11 protein-coding genes and 1 CRISPR repeat array are annotated in these 19,597 nt (G+C 72.4%); of the genes, 8 read left to right on the plus strand and 3 right to left on the minus strand.

Annotation, left to right across the window (positions count from 1 at the left end; genetic code table 11):
• Positions 1-87 precede the first annotated feature (87 nt).
• From BM430_RS03480 to BM430_RS03490, 3 genes are all read right to left on the minus strand, one after another.
• Positions 88-345, minus strand: a complete 258-nt coding sequence (locus BM430_RS03480; RefSeq protein ID WP_236012505.1) for a DUF2312 domain-containing protein — start codon at positions 343-345, stop codon at positions 88-90.
• A gap of 312 nt (positions 346-657) precedes the next feature.
• Positions 658-963 carry a DUF1244 domain-containing protein gene (locus BM430_RS03485; protein ID WP_093565343.1) on the minus strand — a complete coding sequence of 102 codons (306 nt, stop codon included), beginning with the start codon at positions 961-963 and terminating at the stop codon, positions 658-660.
• 54 nt (positions 964-1,017) lie between these two features.
• On the minus strand, positions 1,018-1,779 hold the full coding sequence (locus BM430_RS03490) for an N-formylglutamate amidohydrolase (protein WP_093565346.1): 762 nt from the start codon (positions 1,777-1,779) through the stop codon (positions 1,018-1,020).
• Between the two features lie 152 nt (positions 1,780-1,931).
• On the opposite strand from BM430_RS03490, the gene BM430_RS03495 reads away from it, so the two are divergent.
• The 8 genes from BM430_RS03495 (at position 1,932) to BM430_RS03530 (ending at position 19,229) form a co-directional block, all read left to right on the plus strand.
• Positions 1,932-2,897 carry a DMT family transporter gene (locus BM430_RS03495; RefSeq protein ID WP_093565349.1) on the plus strand — a complete coding sequence of 322 codons (966 nt, stop codon included), beginning with the start codon at positions 1,932-1,934 and terminating at the stop codon, positions 2,895-2,897.
• Positions 2,898-2,966: 69 nt separating this feature from the next.
• Entirely contained in the window at positions 2,967-4,286 is a 1,320-nt protein-coding gene (locus BM430_RS03500) for a glycerate kinase type-2 family protein (RefSeq protein ID WP_093565352.1), read from the plus strand.
• Entirely contained in the window at positions 4,258-4,713 is a 456-nt protein-coding gene (locus BM430_RS03505; RefSeq protein WP_093565357.1) for a DUF1036 domain-containing protein, read from the plus strand. Before BM430_RS03500 ends, BM430_RS03505 begins: the two co-directional genes overlap by 29 nt.
• A 116-nt stretch (positions 4,714-4,829) precedes the next feature.
• A CRISPR array of direct repeats spans positions 4,830-5,956; the repeat unit is 29 nt; unit sequence GTGTTCCCCGCAGGCGCGGGGATGAACCG.
• A 229-nt stretch (positions 5,957-6,185) separates the two neighbouring features.
• A complete protein-coding gene (locus tag BM430_RS03510) occupies positions 6,186-8,309 on the plus strand; it encodes a glycosyltransferase family 2 protein (RefSeq protein WP_244539300.1) in 2,124 nt (707 codons plus the stop codon).
• Between the two features lie 85 nt (positions 8,310-8,394).
• Positions 8,395-9,699, plus strand: coding sequence for a UDP-glucose dehydrogenase family protein (locus BM430_RS03515; RefSeq protein ID WP_093565360.1), 1,305 nt, complete (start codon positions 8,395-8,397; stop codon positions 9,697-9,699).
• Positions 9,700-9,812: 113 nt separating this feature from the next.
• Positions 9,813-10,049, plus strand: coding sequence for an Lrp/AsnC ligand binding domain-containing protein (locus BM430_RS03520; protein WP_048426071.1), 237 nt, complete (start codon positions 9,813-9,815; stop codon positions 10,047-10,049).
• Between the two features lie 361 nt (positions 10,050-10,410).
• Positions 10,411-17,862, plus strand: coding sequence for a type I polyketide synthase (locus BM430_RS03525; RefSeq protein ID WP_093565484.1), 7,452 nt, complete (start codon positions 10,411-10,413; stop codon positions 17,860-17,862).
• A complete protein-coding gene (locus BM430_RS03530) occupies positions 17,859-19,229 on the plus strand; it encodes an aminotransferase class I/II-fold pyridoxal phosphate-dependent enzyme (RefSeq protein WP_093565363.1) in 1,371 nt (456 codons plus the stop codon). The genes BM430_RS03525 and BM430_RS03530 overlap by 4 nt, the downstream gene beginning before the upstream one ends.
• Positions 19,230-19,597: the final 368 nt, after the last annotated feature.

Below are 19,597 nucleotides of genomic sequence, written 5' to 3' on the forward strand. Positions count from 1 at the left end.
GCGCCTTATTCGTCAGTGAAAAATCAAGATGATTGATTCAGCAGAGAAAGAGTTCTGCGCCGCTCGTCCCAGGAAGGCTGGATGGCCCTACGCCATCCCCAGCGCCTGCATGTACAGCTCCAGGATCGCCTCTTCCTCCTGGCGCTCCGAATGGTCCTTCTTGCGCAGGCGCAGGATGGTGCGCACCGCCTTGACGTCGAAGCCGCGGCCCTTGAGCTCCAGCATCACGTCCTTGATGTCGCCCTGGAGGCCGGCCTTCTCCTCCTCCAGGCGCTCGATGCGCTCGATGAACTGCTTGAGCTCCTCGGCGGCGACGCCCGACGAGGCGACGTCGGCGTCCGGCATGCTGTGCGCGTTCATTCACGGTCTCCTGTCCGATGGGTGGTCGTGCCGCCGCGGGCGGACGCGGCCATCAGGCACCCCAACCCACTGACGGATGGCGGCCTTCGCGGCGCGCCCTCCCGGATCTTGATAGATGCGCAACCTTACCGAGTTCTTGCGCGTCCGGATTCCGGGCGGACCGATCCCGCCGGTGCGTCGTCGCCTTCAGTGTTTCTCCGCCCGCACCCGCGCGGGCGGATCCTCAGTGTTTCTCCGCTCGCACCCGCGCGGGCGGATCCTCAGTGTTTCTCCGCTCGCACCCGCGCGGGCGGATCCTCAGTGTTTCTCCGCCCGCGCCGCGAAGGCCGCCGCCTGCTCCGGGCTCGCCTCGTTCTGGTGGCGCGCCTTCCACTCGTCGTAGGGCATGCCGTAGACGTGCTCGCGGCTCTGGTCCTTGGTGAGGGCGAGGCCGCGGGCGTCGGCGGCGTCCTTGAGCCAGTTCGACAGGCAGTTGCGGCAGAACCCCGCCAGGTTCATCAGGTCGATGTTCTGCACGTCGGTGCGCCCCTGGAGGTGCGACACCAGGCGGCGGAAGACCGCGGCCTCGAGCTCGGTGCGGGTGGTCTCGTCGATGCCGTCCATCGGAAATTCCTCACGTCCTGTCCAAGCAGGAAGTCGGGGCCGGCGCCCGCCCGGTCAAGCGCGGGCGACCAACGGCCCCAGCAGGGCGGAAAAGCGCGCGGCCCAGTCCTCCGCCCCGGCCTCGTCGCCGATCAGGTCCTGGCGGATCTCGATCAGGGCGTTGGGTAGGCCCCGCGCCAGGGCGTGGCGGTCGATCGTGTCGCCCGGCAGGCCGCCGCCATAGGGCTCGTTGTCGCCGACGGTGAACCCGGCCGGATCCGCCCGCAACCCCGCGATCAGCGGGCCGGCGAGACGGTCGTCCCGGTCCCACAGGATGCCGACGTGCCAGGGCCGCGCCACCCCGCGCCAGGCCGGGGTGAAGCTGTGCACGGTGACGATGGCGGGCGGCGCGCCCGCGGCAAGAGCGGCGTCCACCGCCGCGTCGATCGCCCGGTCGTAAGGGTCGTAGAAGCGCCTGAGCCGCTCGGCGACGCCCGAAGGCCCGATCCGCGCGTTGCCCGGCACGATCGCCCCGTCGGAGAGGCGCATCACCAGGGTCGGGTCGCCGCGGCCGCGATTGGGATCGATGATGAGCCGCGAAAAGGTGGTCAGCAAAGCCGGCGCCCCGAGGCGGCGGGCGAGCGAGCGCGTCACCGCCGCCGCGCCGATGTCGTAGGCGATGTGCCGCTCGAAATGCGGCCGCGCGACGCCGAGATCGGCGAGGTCCGGCGGCACCGCGTTCGAGGCGTGGTCGCAGAGAAGGAGGAGGCCGCAGGCCGGATCGCCGGGGATCGTCTCGACGGGCTGGGGCGGAGGGGGCGTGGCAGGGGTTGTCATCTGGGATCGCGGTCGCGTCGGGTCCCTCCCCCATACCCAAATGGCGGGGCAGGCTCCATCCGCTCCGCACGGTGACGCCGGGCGCGACTTGCCATAGTGGGGGATCGGAACTCCCCCGCACCGGAAGCGCGCCGCCCGAGAAGGCCCCCTCGATGTCCCGCACCCCCAGGCCCGACCTCGCTGCCGGCCTCGCCGCCTCCGCCGGCCCCGCGGCCGATCTCGGCCCGGCCAGTCTCGGTCCCGCTTGCGCCGCCCTCGTCGCGGGTGCGCTGGCGATGGGGCTGTCGCCGGTCCTGGTGCGGTTCGTCAGCCCCGAGGTCGGGCCCTTCGCCAGCGCGTTCTGGCGCGTCGCCCTGGCGCTGCCGGCGCTCTACGGCTGGATGCGGTGGGAGGAGGCGCGGGCGCCGCACCTGCGCCGCGCCCTCACGCCCTCGGTGCTGCTGGCCGGTCTCGTCTTCTCGGGCGACCTCCTGTTCTGGCACCTCGCCATCCTGGGCACCACGGTCGCCAACGCCACCTTCTTCGCCACCACCGCGCCGGTCTTCGTGGTTCTGTTCGCCTGGATCGGCCTGCGCCGCCGGCCGGCCGGGCGCACGCTCGTCGGCCTCCTCGTCTGCCTTATCGGCGGCGCCAGCCTGGTCGGGCAATCGGTTCAGGTCGATCCCGCGCGGCTCGCCGGCGACCGGGACGGGGTCATCACCGCGATCTTCTTTGCCCTCTACTTCCTCACCGTGGAGCGCGCCCGGGCCCTGGGCATGGGCGCCGCCCGCGTCACCTTCGTGGCCTCCTGCATCACCGCCCTGGTGCTGCTCGGCGCGGTCGCGGTGCTCGAGACCCGGCCGATGCTGCCGCACTCGGGCAGCGCCGCCTTCGGGCTCCTGGCGCTGGCCCTCGTCAGCCATGCCGGCGGCCAGGGCCTGCTCGCGGTGGCGCTTGGGCGCCTGCCGGCCGGCTTCTCCTCCCTGGTGATTTTTCTGGAGGCGGTGGCCGCCGCGATCCTGGCCTGGATCCTCCTCGGCGAGGCCCTCGGCCCGCTCCAGGTGCTCGGCGGCGGCCTGATCCTCGCCGGCATCGCGGTCGCGCGGCCCCGGCGTTCCTCCCGAACGGCCGAGCTCTGACAGTTGAGAACGAGGCCGGCACGAAGCCGGCCCTAACCGTGATCACACCGAGACGCGAGGAACCGCCCCGTGACCGATGTCCCCTCTCCAGGTTCTCAAGGTACCCCCTCTCCGGAGACCCGCGCCCTGCTGCTGCGCCTGCTCGATGCGGGCGTGACGGCCGCCCATCCGCGCGGCTGCCTGGTGCCGCACCTGCCCCCGGTGCCGGCCGGGCGGCTGGTGATCCTCGGCGCCGGCAAGGCCGGGGCCAGCATGGCGGCGCTCGCCGAGCGGCATTACCGGTCGCAAGGGGTCGATCCGGCCCGCATCGAAGGCCTCGCGGTGGCCCGCCACGGCTACGGCGAGCCGGCGGGGGTGATCGAAGTGGTGGAGGCCGGCCACCCGGTGCCGGACGAAGCCGGCATCGCGGCGACGCAACGGGCGCTGGATCTCGCGGCCGCGGCCGGCCCGGACGACCTCGTGCTGGTGCTCCTCTCCGGCGGCGGCTCGGCCAACTGGATCGCGCCGGCCGGCGCCCTGACGCTCTCCGAGAAGCAGGGCATCACCCGGGCGCTGCTGCGCTCGGGCGCGGCGATCGACGAGATCAACTGCGTGCGCAAGCACCTCTCGCGCATCAAGGGCGGGCGCCTCGCGCAGGCCGCCCGCAACGCCGGCCGGATCCTGACGCTCGCGATCTCCGACGTGCCGCGGGACGATCCGGCGGTGATCGCCTCCGGCCCGACGGTGCCGGACCCGACGACGCTCGCCGACGCGAGGGCGATCTGCCTGCGCCGCGGCATCCCGCTGCCGCCCTCCGCCGAGGCGCTGCTGAACGACCCCGCCAACGAGAGCCCGAAGCCCGGCGACCCCGCCTTCGCCCGCAGCGAGTTCCGCATCATCGCCCGCCCGGTCGACGCCCTGAACGCGGCGGCCGCGGCCGCGCAAGGAGCCGGCTACGAGCCGGTGCTGCTCGGCGCCGATCTCGAGGGCGAGGCCCGGGAGGTGGCACAGCAGCAGGCCGGCCTCGCCCGCGAGATGGCCGCCGCCGGGCGGAGAGCCGCGCTGATCTCCGGCGGCGAATTGACCGTGACCATCCGCGGCGAGGGCCAGGGCGGTCCGAACCAGGAATACGCCCTCGCGCTGGCGCTCGCCCTCGACGGCGCCCCCGGCATCTGCGCCCTCTCGGCCGATACCGACGGCACCGACGGCGGCCGCGGCGAGGCCACCGACCCCGCCGGCGCGATGATCGACCCGACGACGCTCGCCCGTGCGGCGGCGGCGGGGCTCGACGCGCGGGCGAGCTTGGGAGAGAACGACTCGACTCCGTTCTTCGACCGGCTCGGCGACCTCGTCCGGCCCGGGCCCACCCGCACCAACGTCAATGACCTCCGCATCATCCTGGTTGGCTGACTTCCTCTCCCCCCGCCGCGCCGTCCTTCCCGCCCTGGTCCTCGCCCTCCTGGGCGCCGGGCCGGCGCGGGCTGACCTGCGGATGTGCAACATGACCGGCAGCCGCATCGGCATCGCCCTGGGCTACCGGGATTCCGGCGGCTGGGTGACGGAGGGCTGGTGGAACCTCTCGGCCAAGGGCTGCGAGACCCTGCTCAAGGGAGCCCTGGCCGCCCGCTACTACTACGTCTTCGCGGTCGATTACGACCGGGGCGGCGAGTGGAGCGGCCGCTCCCTGATGTGCACCCGCGACCGCGAGTTCACCATCCGGGGCGTCGAGGACTGCCTCGCCCGCGGCTACGACCGCAACGGCTTCTTCGAGGTCGATACGGGGGAGCAGAAGAGCTGGACGATCCAGCTGACGGATCCGGGCCGCGCGGGGCCGTGACGCGGGGCGGAGCGGGCGGCTTCGGAGCCGGCTGAGACGCCCTGGAACGGGTGCGGAACGCCGGTGCGCTGTTTGACATCGTGAAATGCCAAGCGCATCAATCACTTCCAGAAGGAGTGTTCCCCGCAGGCGCGGGGATGAACCGCGCTATCAGGTCAGCTCGTCCAAGCCCGGGTAGTGTTCCCCGCAGGCGCGGGGATGAACCGCCCAACCTACCGTCGGCTCAGTCGGCGGCCACGTGTTCCCCGCAGGCGCGGGGATGAACCGGCTCATTTCGGTTTTTCGGTTTCGATTTCCTCGTGTTCCCCGCAGGCGCGGGGATGAACCGGCCGGCAACACCACCGTCGGCCGCCACACCATGTGTTCCCCGCAGGCGCGGGGATGAACCGAACCTGTCCCGCGCGGTCGGCGTCGTAGCAGGGTGTTCCCCGCAGGCGCGGGGATGAGCCGGATCTGGAGGCGGTGTTGAGCACGGTGGCGATGTGTTCCCCGCAGGCGCGGGGATGAACCGTTGCCCTTGCGGGCGCGGCGGTGACTGGAGCTGTGTTCCCCGCAGGCGCGGGGATGAACCGGCTGTCGACAGTCTCGCACGCAACGTGTTGCAGTGTTCCCCGCAGGCGCGGGGATGAACCGCGGACGTCCGGCGCTCGAGGTACGCTGGCGCTGTGTTCCCCGCAGGCGCGGGGATGAACCGGCTGCAACCCGCACGATGATCGCCCTTCTTTGGTGTTCCCCGCAGGCGCGGGGATGAACCGACCCTGACGCTGGGCACCGGTACCGGCACCGTGTGTTCCCCGCAGGCGCGGGGATGAACCGGCGGGCCCGGGAGATGCCCCCCTTCAGCAGGCGTGTTCCCCGCAGGCGCGGGGATGAACCGATCGCCCTCGGCCTCTACCGCTCGGTCCTGGCGTGTTCCCCGCAGGCGCGGGGATGAACCGGCCTTGCGGAGGGCGTCGTCGGTGGATCCGGGGTGTTCCCCGCAGGCGCGGGGATGAACCGATCGCCCTCGGCCTCTACCGCTCGGTCCTGGCGTGTTCCCCGCAGGCGCGGGGATGAACCGGCCTTGCGGAGGGCGTCGTCGGTGGATCCGGGGTGTTCCCCGCAGGCGCGGGGATGAACCGACGGTGACCGGGACCATCAGGGAGACGGCCAGGTGTTCCTTGCAGGCGCGGGGATGAACCCGCGGCGCGAACGTGATAGCTCGCCACCGTGCTGTGTTCCCCGCAGGCGCGGGGATGGACCCTGCCGGTCGATCGACGCACGCTCGACCTGAGCCATCGGTTCGGCCGGCGGATGCGCGATGTTCGGTGCGCCCGACCGAGTCGATGCGATCCGTCGTCCGCGCAGCCCCAGAGGTACGAGGACAGGTGACAGCTCAGACGCCCTTCCCATCCCAGGTCCCTTCCCCCTCCCCCTTGCGGGCCGCGCTCCGCCTCGGACGCGGGCGCAAGGTCGCGCGGGACTTTTCCCGCCTGCGGCTCGACTTCGGGGCGCAGGGCCTGCGCCTCGACGTGGCGGATCTCGGGCTCGGCGGGCGCTGGGTGAGCATCGCCTTCAAGGACGAGAATCACGGTGCCTTCAGCCGGGTCGAGCTGACGGCGATCGTCGACGGGCCGGAGGGGCCGCAGGGCACCGGCCTGTCCGAGCGGGCCTTCGGCCACGGGCGCTTCACCTGGCTCGGGCGGCTGCCCGCCGGCACCACGGCCCTGACGCTCACGCCGATGCTCGGCGAGGCGGCCTTGAGCATCGCCGAGTTCACCGTCACGGTGCGAAGCCGCCTCGCCCTCGTCGGCCGGGCGGCCCTGCGCCGGCCGGTCCTGACCGCCCAGGCCCTGTTGTGGCGCGCGGTCGGCAAGAGGGTGCGCTCGCAGCACCGCCTCGCCCGCGCCCTCGTGCCGCCGGGGCTGACGGGGTACGACACCTGGGTCCGCCACTTCGACACGTTGAGCGAGGCCGACCGCGCCCGCATCGCCGCCGAGGTGGCCGAGTGGCGCGATCCGCCGCCGATCTCGGTGGTGATGCCGGTCTACAACCCCGGTGTGACGGTGCTGGAGGAAGCCCTGCGCTCGGTTCGCGCGCAGCTCTACCCGCACTGGGAACTCTGCATCGCCGACGACGCCTCGACAGATCCGGCGGTGCCGCGCCTGCTTGCCCGGGCGAGCGCCGAGGAGCCCCGCATCCGCGTCGTGCGCCGGCCCGAGAACGGCCACATCGCGGCCGCCACCAACACCGCGCTCGGCCTCGCGCGCGGGGCCTACATCGCCTTCATGGACCACGACGACGTCCTGCCGGCCCACGCCCTCTACGAGGTAGCCAAAGCCATCCGGCGCGAGCCGGACCTCGACCTGATCTACAGCGACGAGGACAAGATCGACGCCGACGGGCGGCGCTTCGAGCCGCACTTCAAGGGCGACTGGAACCCGGAGCTCCTCTACGGCCAGAACTACCTCAACCACCTGACCGTGGTGCGCCGCAGCCTCGTCGAGGCGGTGGGAGGCCTGCGGACCGGCTTCGAGGGCAGCCAGGACCACGACCTGCTCCTGCGCCTGAGCGACCGGCTCGATCCCGCCCGCGTCCGCCACCTGCCGGTGATCCTCTACCACTGGCGCACCGCGATCGGCTCCGGCACCTTCTCGGACGCGTTCCTGGCGCGGGCCGAGGCGGCGCGGCTGCGGGCGCTCGAGGAGCTGGTGGCGCGGCGCGGCTGGCCGCACCGGGTCGAGCGGGGCCCTCTCGGCTTCAACCGGCTGGTGCGCGCCCTGCCCGATCCGGCGCCCCGCGTCTCGGTCGTCATCCCGACCAAGGACCGGGCCGAGCTCCTGCGCGTCGTCCTCGACGGTCTCCTCGCCCGCACCGACTATCCCGACATCGAGGTCGTGGTGGTCGACAACGGCAGCACCGAGCCCGCAGCCCTATCGCTGCTCGCGGAAGCGGGCGCCGATCCGCGGGTCCGGGTGCTGTCGCGGCCGGGGCCCTTCAACTTCTCGGGGCTGTCGAACGACGGCGCGGCCACGGCGAGCGGCCCCCTGCTCCTGTTCCTCAACAACGACATCGAGGTGCGCGAACCGGGCTGGCTCGCCGAGATGGCCTCGATCGCGGTCGAGCCGGCGGTGGGGGCGGTCGGCGCCAAGCTGTCCTACCCGGACGGCACGCTCCAGCACGGCGGCGTGGTGCTCGGCGTCGGCGGCGTGGCCGGCCACAGCCACCCGGATATCGGGCCCGACGACCCGGGGTATTTCGGCCGGATGGTGATCGCCCAGGAGGTCTCGGCGGTGACCGGCGCCTGCCTGATGATCCGGCGCGAGGTGTTCGAGGCGGTCGGCCGCTTCGATGCCGAGCGCCTCGCGGTGGCCTTCAACGACATCGATTTGTGCCTGCGGGTGCGCAAGGCCGGCTACAGCGTGATCTGGACGCCGCACGCTGCCCTGACCCACCACGAATCGAAAAGCCGTGGCAAGGAGGACACGCCGGAGAAGCGCGCCCGCTTCGAGGCCGAGGTCGCGACCATGACCGAGCGCTGGGGCCCGGAACTCCGCAACGATCCCTATTATAACCCCAACCTCGCCCGGGCGAAGGCGCTGTTCCGCCTTTGGTGAGGGCGCGCCCGTTGCCCGTTTCGCACTGCAACGCTACAGCGATGCCCGCGGGCACCGGGCCACGCCGCTGCCGGGAGGACGTGAGATGCGCGTTGCGATGGTGGGGGCGGGGTATGTCGGCCTGGTGTCGGGGGCGTGCTTCGCCGATTTCGGCCACACCGTCGTGTGCGTCGACACCGCGCCCGAGAAGATCGCCGCGCTGAACGACGGCCGCATCCCGATCTACGAGCCCGGCCTCGACGCGCTGGTCGCCGAGAACGTGCGCCAGAGCCGTCTCTCCTTCACCACCGACCTCGGCCAGGCGGTCGCCGGCGCCGACGCCGTCTTCATCGCCGTCGGCACCCCGTCGCGCCGCGGCGACGGCTTTGCCGACCTCAGTTACGTCTACCAGGCCGCCCGCGACATCGCCGGCGCCGTCACCGGGCCGACCGTCGTCGTCACCAAGTCCACCGTACCGGTCGGCACCGGCGACGAGGTCGAGCGCATCGTCCGCGAGGCGAGGCCCGACATCGCCATCGCGGTCGCCTCCAACCCCGAATTCCTGCGCGAGGGCGCGGCGATCGCCGACTTCAAGCGCCCCGACCGCATCGTCATCGGCGCCGACGATCCGCAGGCCGCGTCCGTGGTCGGCGAGCTCTACCGCCCGCTCTACCTCAACCACGCGCCGATCCTGGTGACGTCCCGGCGCACCGCCGAGCTGACCAAGTACGCGGCCAACGCCTTCCTGGCGACCAAGATCACCTTCATCAACGAGATCGCGGACCTGTGCGAGCAGGTCGGCGCCGACGTGCAGGAGGTCGCCCGCGGCATCGGGCTCGACAACCGCATCGGGCGCAAGTTCCTGCATGCGGGTCCTGGCTACGGCGGCTCGTGCTTCCCGAAGGACACGCTGGCGCTGGTCAAGACGGCGCAGGACGCCGGCTCGCCGGTGCGGCTGGTCGAGACGGTGGTGGCGGTCAACGACCAGAGGAAGCGCGCCATGGCCCGCAAGGTGGTGGCGGCCTGCGGCGGATCCGTGCGGGGCAAGCGGATCGCGGTGCTGGGCCTGACGTTCAAGCCGAACACCGACGACATGCGCGACGCGCCGTCGCTGGCGATCATCGCGGGCCTGCAGGATGCGGGGGCGACGGTGGCGGCCTACGACCCGGAGGGGGTGGAGCAGGCGCAGGCCCTGCTGAACCACGTGGACTACGCCGCCGACCCGTATGCCTGCGCGACGGGGGCGCACGCTCTCGTGATCGTGACCGAGTGGGACGCGTTCCGGGCGCTCGACCTCAAGCGCCTGCACGCCGCCATGGCCGAGCCCGTCCTGGTCGACCTGCGCAACGTCTACCGGCCCGAGGATGCCCGCCGGCACGGCTTCGCCTATGCCAGCATCGGACGGCCCTGACCGGTCGCGATGTCTGCGACGGCGCCCCGCCGCCGTCGCGGAGACGAGGCGCTCCTCAGAATTTTTCCAAGACCAAGACTACTCCGATACCACTGCCCGCCGGGAGCCAGCCGATGCAGACCTTCTTCGTCGAGATCAAGTGCCGCCTCGGCAAGACCTATACCGTGGCGAGCGCCCTGGCCGACCGTGAGATCGCGTCCGAGATCTATTCCACCGCCGGTCATTACGACGTGCTGGCGAAGTTCCACGTCGATGACGGGGTGGATATCGGGCACTTCGTGGCCGAACACGTGCAGACCATCGCGGATATCCAGGATACCCGCACCATCATCACCTTCAAGGCCTTCTGATCGCGCCCGGACGGGTCCCGGGCCGGTCTGCCGCATTGCGACCCGATTCATCGGGTCTAACGGTTCGGGCGCGTCCCGGCCCCTCCCGGACCGCGCCAAGCTCAACCGGACGCTTCATGAGGCTCGGCATTTCTTTCAGATGACAGTGTTGTGTCGCTTGCGCAGGCATTGTGCCTTGTCTTGGGACATGACTTCGACTGATGAAGGGATGTCACACTTGGGCCAAGTCTTGCTTCTTCGGGGCGGGTCGTGCCGTTCCGGGGTTGGCGCGACGCGGGCGTCATACTATGGGTTGGGTTGAATGCCCGGGTGCGGCGCCGTCGCCTCCGGTCCTCCGTAAAAGAGCGTGTGCGAATCGAACGTGACACAGCGTCCTGACATCGCGATCATCGGTCGGGCCTGCCGGCTTCCGGGCGCCTCCGGCGTCGACAGCCTCTGGCAGATGCTCATCGAGGGACGGTGCGCCGTCTCGCGCATCCCGGAGGACCGCTGGTCCCTCGAGCGCATGGGCCACCCCCGGGCGCAGGAGCGCGGCAAGAGCTACACCTGGGCCGCCGGCGTCATCGACGATCCCTGGTCCTTCGATCCGTCCGTGTTCGGCATCTCGCCCCGCGAGGCGGAGCAGATGGACCCGCAGCAGCGCCTGCTGCTGGAACTGACCTGGGAGGCGCTGGAGAGCGCGGGCCTGCGCCCGTCGGCGGTGGCCGGCAGCCCGATCGGCGTGTTCGTGGGCGCCTCCTCGCTCGATTACGGCAACCTGCGGGTGCTCGACGCGGCTTCCGGCGACGCCTACGCGGCGACCGGCAACACGCTGTCGATCCTCTCGAACCGCATCTCCTACATCTTCGACCTGAAGGGGCCGAGCTTCACCCTCGACACCGCCTGCTCGTCGTCCCTCGTCGCCCTCGACGCCGCGGTCGCGGCGATCGCCTCGGGGCGGATCGACACGGCGGTGGTGGCGGGCGTCAACCTGCTGGTGAGCCCGTTCAACTTCGTGTCGTTCTCCAACGCCTCGATGCTGTCGCGCACCGGCCTGTGCCAGGCCTTCTCGGCTAGCGCCGACGGCTACGTGCGCGCCGAGGGCGGCGTCGTCCTGGTGCTGCAATCTGCGGCGGCGGCCGCCCGCAACGGCGCGACCGTCCGCGGCGTGATCGCCGCCTCGAAGGTGAATTCCGACGGGCGCACCACCGGCATCTCGCTTCCGTCCGGCTACGCGCAGGGCGCGCTGCTGGAGGAGATCTACCGCGAGGCCGGCGTCGCCCTCGACGCGATCGCCTTCATGGAGGCCCACGGCACCGGCACCCCGGTCGGCGACCCGATCGAGGCCGGCGCCATCGGCAACAAGCTCGGCCGCGGCCGCGCGACGCCCCTGCCGATCGGCTCGATCAAGACCAATATCGGCCATACCGAGCCGGTCTCCGGCCTCGCCGGCCTGCTCAAGGCGAGCCTCGCGCTCGAGCACGACCTGCTGCCGCCCTCGCTTCACAGCGCCGAGCTCAACCCGGCGATCCCGTTCGACGAGCTGAACCTCGCGGTCAACCGCGAGGTGCGGCCCCTGCCCCGCACCGCCAAGGAGCGCTTCGCCGGCGTCAACTCGTTCGGCTTCGGCGGCACCAACGCGCACGTGATCCTGACCGACCCGGCGCCCGTCGCCGCCTCGGCCGCGCCCCCCGCACAGGCTGCGGCGCCGGAGGTGCTGCTGGTCTCGGCCCAGACCAAGGCGGCGCTCGCCGACCTCGCCCAGGACTACGCCGCCCGCCTCGAGGGGGCTGATGCGGCGGAAGTGGCCCGCGTCGCCGCGGCCGCCGCGCATCGCCGCGAGCGCCTGCCGGTCCGCGCCGCGATCCCGCTGCGCGACCTCGGCACCGCGGACGTCGCCGAGGTGCTGCGGGCGGTCGCCGAGGGCGAGGAGACGCCCGCGGCGGTCGTCGCCACCGCGGTCGAGCGCGCCGGCGGCGTCGCCTTCGTGTATTCGGGCAACGGCAGCCAGTGGGCCGGGATGGGCCGCGACGCCTACGCCCTCAACCCGGTCTTCCGCGCCCGCTTCGACGAGGCCGACGCCCTGTTCCGGCCGCTCGCCGGCTGGTCGCTGAAGGACGCGCTGTTCGCCGACGACCTGGAGGAGCGTCTCGCCCTCACCAGCGTGTCGCAGCCGCTGATCTTCGCCATCGAGGCCGCCTCCACCGCGGCGCTGAAGGCCGTGGGCCTCGCGCCCACGGCGATCGTCGGCCACTCGGTCGGCGAGATCGGCGCGGCGGAGGCCGCCGGCATCCTGACGCTGGAACAGGCGGTGAAGGTCATCTTCTACCGCTCGAAGCACCAGGAGGCGACCCGCGGCCTCGGCACCATGGCGGTGCTGCTCGCCCCCGTCGAGGAGGTGCAGGCCTTCCTCGTCGATTATCCCGAGCTCGACATCGCCGCCTATAACAGCCCGAAGGCCGTGACGGTGGCGGGGCCCGTGGCGGCGATCGACGCCGCCATGAAGGCGCTCGCGCGCAAGCGCCGCCGCGGCCGCAAGCTCGACCTCGACTACGCCTTCCACGGCCGGCTGATGAACCCGATCGAGGCGCCGCTGCGGCGCGACCTCGCCGGGCTCAAGCCCTCCGCCGGCACCGTGCCGCTCGCCTCGACCGTGACCGGCGAGGTGCTCGACGGCACCGCCTTCGACGCCGGCTACTGGTGGCGCAACATCCGCGAGCCGGTGCGCTTCAGCGCGGCGGTCCAGGCCGCGGCGCAAGGAGGCGCCCGGATCTTCGTCGAGGTCGGCCCGCGCCCGACCCTGCTGCCCCATATCGGCGACTGCCTCGAGCCCCTCGGCCTCGATGCCGCCACCGTCGGCGTGCTGCCGAAGAAGACGCTCGCCGCCGATCCGTTTCGGCGCGCGCTGGCGGCCTCGCTCGCCGCGGGTGCCGCGGTCGACGAGGCCCTGGCCTTCGGCACCGATCCCGCCGGCAGCGTGGCGCTGCCGCACTACCCCTGGCAGCGCAAGGTCTTCCGCCTGCCGGAGACCACCGAGGCGACGAACCCGGCGAGCGCCCGGCCCTACCACCCGCTCATCGGCGCCCGCCAGGGTCCGGACGGGCTGGAATGGCTGGCCCATCTCGACGTCGCGACCGTGCCCGAGCTCGACGACCACCGCATCGACGGCCAGGCGATCCTCCCCGGTGCCGGCTTCGCCGAGATGGCGCTGGCGGTCGGCCGCGAGATCGTGCGCTCGGAGAGCGTGACGCTCGCCGACCTCGAGATCCAGCAGCCGATGGTCTTCGCCGAGGACGCGGTGCGCGAGGTGCTGTGCCGGTACTCGCCCGGCGCCAACCTGGTGCAGATCCTCTCCCGGCCGCGCCTGAGCCAGGCGCCCTGGCAGCTCCACGCCGTCGCCAAGCTGGTCGAGGGCGAGACGCCGCCGCCGGCGCGCCTCACCGGTCGCGACATGGCGGCCCTGCCCTCCGAGACCACGGTCGAGGGCGAGGCGCTCTACGCCCGCGCCCGGGCCTCCGGCCTCGGCTTCGGTCCCTCCTTCCGCCAGGTCGCCCGCTCGGTCCGGCTCGACGACGCCACCATCGTCTCCGATTTGGCGCCCGCCGAGGCGAGCACCCGCTACGGCCTCGTGCCGGCGCGCCTCGATTCCTGCTTCCACGGCCTGATCCTGCTCTTCGCCGACCTCCTCGGCGAGGCGGCGAGCCGAGCCTACGTGCCGATCCGCTTCGGCGAGATCCGGCTCGTGCGCCCCGGCGCGGCGATCGCCCGGGCGGTGATCCGCACCCGGCGCTGCAACGAGCGCAGCATCCTGGCCGACTTCACCCTGGTGGACGAGGCCGGCGAGGTGATCGCGACCTTGCGCGAGGGCCGGTTCCAGGCCCTGCGCATGAAGGCGGGTAACGACCTCGACGCCTTCGCGATCCGGCAGTTCACCGAGCTCGCCACCGAGCCCACGGCGATCGCCCTCGAGCCGCAGCCGGCGATCGCGGCCCTGGTGCGCCGGCAGGCTGGCAGTGTCACCGCCACCGGCGAAGCAGCGCTCGGCGCCGGCCACATGCTGCTCGAAGGCTGGGCGACCTCGCTCGCCGACCAGCTCGCCCGCGGCCTCGCGGTCGGCGGCGTCGTCGACGTCGCGGCCTCGCGCCGGCTGCCGGCGGCGCTTCGCCCCTGGCTCGTCAACCAGCTCCTGGCCCTGGAGGTCAGCGGCCTGGCGGAGGGGGCGGGTGACGGACGCTGGCGCCTGCGCGCCGACGTTACGCTGCCTGCGCCCGACGAGATCATGCGCTGGATCGCGGCCGACCATCCCGAGCTGTCGGCGGAGCTGCTGCTCTGCGCCGATCTCGGTGCCGTGGTCTCGCGCATCCTCGCCGGCACGCTCTCGGACGCCCCGTCCCTGCCGCAGGCGGCCCTCGACGCGTTCTCGCTCCGCGGCGCCACCGTGCGGGCCTCCGCCGACGCGGTGATGCGGCTCCTCTCCGACAGCGCCGCGTCGCTCCCGCGCGACCGGGCCCTGCGCCTGCTCCAGGTCGGGTTCGGGCCGCTCTCGGCCCAGGTCGCGACCTTCGCCGGCCTGCACGAGGCGCACCTGGCGGTGTTCGAGGCCGACCGGCGCCTCGCCGAGCGCGCCCGCCTCGCCCTGCCCGCCGGCGTCACGATCGTCGAGGATCCGGCGACCCTTGGCCTCGCCGCCTTCGACGCGGTGCTGGCGAGCGACGTGCTCCATCGCGCCTCCCGCGACCTGCTCACCCCGCTCGCGGCCTCGCTCGCCGCCGGCGGGCTGTTCGCGGCGGTCGAGCCCGGCGCCTCGCTGTTCCGCGACATGGTGTTCGGCCTCAACCCCGGCTGGTTCGAGACTGCGGGCGAGGTCCCGGTCGGGCGCCTCGACGACGTCGCGGGCTGGCAGCGCTCGCTGAGCGCGGTCGGCCTCGTCAAGGTCGCGGCGGACCGCGCGGTCACCCGCAACGGCAACGACCTCCTGCTACTGGCGGAAGCCCCGCCGCGGCCGAAGGCGGCCGCCGGCCAGACCTTCGCCTTCGTGATCGGCTCGGAGGACGAGTTCGCGGCCGAGACCGCCTCGTCGCTGGCGACCCTTCTGGTCGCGAGCGGGGTCCACGTCTCGATCATCCTCGATTCCGAGGCGTCCCTGCGCGAACTGGAGCGCGAGACGCCCGACACGGTCGTCTACCTCGCCGGGGCCTTCAACCGCGGCGGCGAGCCGGCCGAGCGGCTGCGCGAGCGCTGCCTCGGGCTCAAGCGCTGCGTCGAGCATCTCGGCAGCCGCCCGACCCGGCTCTGGGTCGTCTGCCCCGGCGCCACCCGCGACCGCGGCGGGCTCGCCTGCGGCGTCGAGGCCGGAATCTGGGCCTTCACCCGGACGCTCGCCAACGAGGTGGCGTCGCTCGACGTGCGCCGCATCGACCTCTCGACGGCGATCCCGTCGAAGCGCGCCGCCGAGCGCCTGCGCGACCTGATCCTGTCCGGCACGCCTGAGACCGAGATCGTGGTCGATGACAACGCCACCCGGGTCGTGCGCTTCTCGCAAGGGGCGCGGCCGGCCCGCCGCACCGGTCCCGCGGCCCCGGCCGCGCGGCTCGAGCGCAGCACCACGGGCGGCCTCAACGAGATGCATTGGGGCCCGGCCGAGCGCGTCGCCCCCGGTGCGGGCCAGATCGAGATCGCGGTCGAGGCCACCGGCCTCAACTTCCGCGACGTGCTCTGGGCCCTCTCGATGCTGCCGGAAGAGATCCTCGAGGACGGCTTCGCCGGCCCGCGGCTCGGCCTCGAATGCGCCGGCCGCGTCGCGGCGGTGGGTGCGGGCGTGACCACGTTCAAGCCCGGCGACCGGGTGGTGGCCTTCGCCCAGTCGGGCTTCTCGACCCACATCGTGGTGCCCGAGATGGTCGTGGCGGCCGCCCCCCAGGGGCTTTCGCCGGAGGCCGCGGCCACCACGCCGGTGGCCTTCCTCACCGCCTATTACGGCCTCGTGACGCTCGCCCGCCTCAAGGCCGGCGAGTGGGTGCTGGTCCATGGCGGGGCAGGCGGCGTCGGCCTCGCCGCGCTCCAGATCGCCCGGATGCGCGGCGCCCGGGTCATCGCCACCGCCGGCTCGAACGAGAAGCGGGCGCTGGTCAAGGCGCTCGGCGCCGAGCACGTGCTCGATTCGCGCTCGCTGGCCTTCGTCGACGACATCCGCCGCATCACCGGCGACGGCGTCGACGTGGTGCTCAACAGCCTGTTCGGCGAGGCGATGGAGCGCAGCCTCAACGCGCTCAAGCCCTTCGGGCGCTTCGTCGAGCTGGGCAAGCGCGACTACGTCGCCAACACCCATATCGGCCTGCGGCCGTTCCGCCGGAACCTGTCGTATTTCGGCGTCGATCTCGACCAGCTGCTCCAGTTCCAGCCGGACGAGGGCAAGCGGCTGTTCCGCGAGGTGATGGCGCTCTTCACCGACGGCAGCCTGAAGGCGCTGCCCTACCAACCCTTCGCGGCCGAAGAGGTCTCGGACGCCTTCCGGCTGATGCAGCAATCGGGTCACATCGGTAAGATCGTGATCGCGCCGCCGAAGGCCGGCACGATCCCGGCCGAGACGACGAAGCCCTTCGTGGTCGCACCCAACCGCGTCCACCTCGTCACCGGGGGCCTCGGGGGCTTCGGCATCGAGGCGGCGCGCTGGCTCGCCGACCGGGGGGCGCGCCACATCGCGCTGGTCGGCCGCAAGTCGCCGACCGGCGAAGCGGCCTTGTCGGCGATCGCCGATCTCAAGGCCCGCGGCGTCGCGGTGCAAGTCGAGTCCTGCGACATCACCGACCGCGCCGCGGTGCAGCGCCTGATCACCCGCGTGGAAGCCAAGGGTCCCAAGCTCGCCGGCGTCATCCACGGCGCGATGGTGCTGCAGGACGGCCTGATCGCGAACCTCGATCCCGCCGCCCTCGAAGCGGTGATCGCCCCCAAGGTGATCGGCGCCGGCCATCTCGACGCCCTCACCCGCGACCGGGCGCTCGACTACTTCGTGCTGTTCTCCTCGGCCACGACCTTCATCGGCAATCCGGGCCAGGGCTCCTACGTCGCCGCCAACGGCTTCATGGAGGGCCTCGCCCGCCAGCGCCGCCGCCTCGGCCTGCCGGCCCTGGCGGTGGCCTGGGGCGCCATCGGCGACGTCGGCGTGCTCGCCCGCAACAAGGCGGTGATGGAGACGCTGGCCGGCCGCGTCGGCGTGACCCCGGTCGATGCCCGCAAGTCCCTGGACCTGATGGCCGAGGCCCTGGGCGTGCAGGGCGCGGCGCCCGACGACGCGGTGATCGCCATCGCGGCGATGCACTGGGGCAAGGCGCGCGAGCGCCTCGCCACCCTGCGCTCGCCGAGCTACGCCAGTCTCGGTTCGGAGCAGCAGGCGGAGGCCGGCGGGCAGGTGGCGATCAGCATCGCGGGCCTGCTGCGTGCCCACGACCTCGACGACGTCCGCAAGACCGTGGCGGACGCCATCGTCGAGGACATCGCCCGCATCCTGCGCCTGCCGAAGGACGACATCAGCCGGGTGCGCCAGCTCTCGGAGATCGGCCTCGATTCGCTGATGGGCGTCGAGCTCGGTGCCAGCCTGCAGGAGCGCTTCGGCCTCGACGCGCCGCCGTCGGGCGTGTCGAGCGGCCAGACCGTGACCGAACTCGCCGACACCCTGATCCAGTCGGTGGCGGCCCCGGTCGACGACAGTGCGGCGGCGGTGCTCAGCCTGTCGCAGCGCCATGGCGGGGCCGAAGCGGCCGACGCCGCGACGCTCCAGTCCCTTCAGGTGCTGGTCGAGCAGAACAGTCAGGACATCAAGGTCATCACCTCATGAGCAGCGGATCCTCCCACGGTGCGGGCGGGCGCGAGGCCCTGGCGGGCTTCGTCGCCGCCCGCCTCGGCAAGGCTCCCGTCCGTCCGGCGCCGGCCCGTCCGACGCCTAAGCCCGCCCTCGCCCAGGCCCAGAGCTTCGACAGCCTGCCGGCCTACAAGGAGCTGAAGCTCCAGCGTTCCGCGGCCGACCTGATCGGCCTCGGTAACCCGTTCTTCCGCGTCCACGACGCCAAGGCGGGCGCGACGACGCGGATCGACGGGCGGAGCTTCACCAACTTCTCGTCCTACGATTACCTCGGGCTCAACGGCCATCCGGAGGTGAACGTGGCGGCGCAAGGTGCGCTGGCGGAATACGGCACCTCGTCCTCGGCGAGCCGGATCGTCGCCGGCGAGCGCCCGGGCCACCTGACCCTCGAGAAGGCGCTGGCCGCCCATTACGGCACCGAGGCCTGCGTGGTGATGGTGAGCGGGCACGCCACCAACGTGGCGACCATCGCGGCCCTGCTGGAACCCGGCGACGTGATCTACCACGACGCCCTGATCCACAACTCGGTCGTCACCGGCGCTCAGCTCTCGGGCGCCCAGCGCCGCAGCTTCGCGCATAACGACCTCCAGGCCCTCGAAGCGCTGCTGCACGCGACGCGCCACGAGCACCGCCGGGCGCTGATCGTGATCGAGGGCCTGTACAGCATGGACGGGGACGCCCCCGACCTCGCTGGCGTGGTCGCCCTCAAGGAGCGCTACGGCGCCTGGCTGATGGTCGACGACGCCCACGGCCTCGGCGTGCTCGGCCAGGACGGCCACGGCCTGCACGAGCATTGCGACGTGCCCGCCGGCAGCGTCGACATCTGGATGGGCACGCTGTCGAAGACGCTGTCCTCCTGCGGCGGCTACATCGCCGGTGCGGCGGCCCTGATCGAGCTCCTGAAGTGCACCGCGGGCGGATTCGTCTACTCGGTCGGCCTGTCGCCGCCGCTCGCCGCCGCCGCCACCGCCTCTCTGGCGCTGATGCGGCGCGAGCCGGAGCGGGTGGCGCGGCTTCGCCGCAACGGCGCGCTGTTCCTCGCCTGCGCCCGCGAGCGCGGCCTCGATACCGGCTTCAGCCTCGGCCTCGCGGTGGTACCGGTGATCCTCGGCGACTCGCTCAAGGCCGTGACCCTGTCCGACCGGCTGTTCAAGCGCGGCATCAACGTGCAGCCGATCATCCACCCGGCGGTGCCGGAGCGCTCGTCGCGCCTGCGCTTCTTCATCACCTCCGAGCACACGCCGGAGCAGATCCGCGAGACCGTGACGGTGCTCGCCGACGAACTCGACGAGCTGAACCAGGGCGGCTCGCTGGTCGAGCGGCTGATGTCGCGGCGGGCGTGAGGCCAGCCGGCTCTCCGACGCTGTTGCAACCCTCCATCGTCATGTATGGACGGCCCCCGTTTCGCAAGGGTTTGTGAGCATCGGTTTGAGCCAGTCGGTTCAGGAGCAGTCATGTATCCGGCCTCTGATGCCGTCGTGCCGCCGCGGTTGATGCGACGAGGACGACGGCGGGCCACCAAGGGGTGCGCACAAGCGTTCCTTGCGAAGAACCAGGCTCCCAACATCCCGACGCGCTGTGACGCGCGATGACGTGGCGGAGTGTCCTGGTCCCAGGTCCCTCATCCTGCTCTGGCCTTGGCCGTGCTTACAGCTCCTTGCTCACCGAAGGTCGCGTCCCGCCGCTCCTCAAGCGGCGGCGGGACGCGACC

This window comes from Methylobacterium sp. 174MFSha1.1 (assembly GCF_900116815.1).
Lineage (GTDB): Bacteria > Pseudomonadota > Alphaproteobacteria > Rhizobiales > Beijerinckiaceae > Methylobacterium.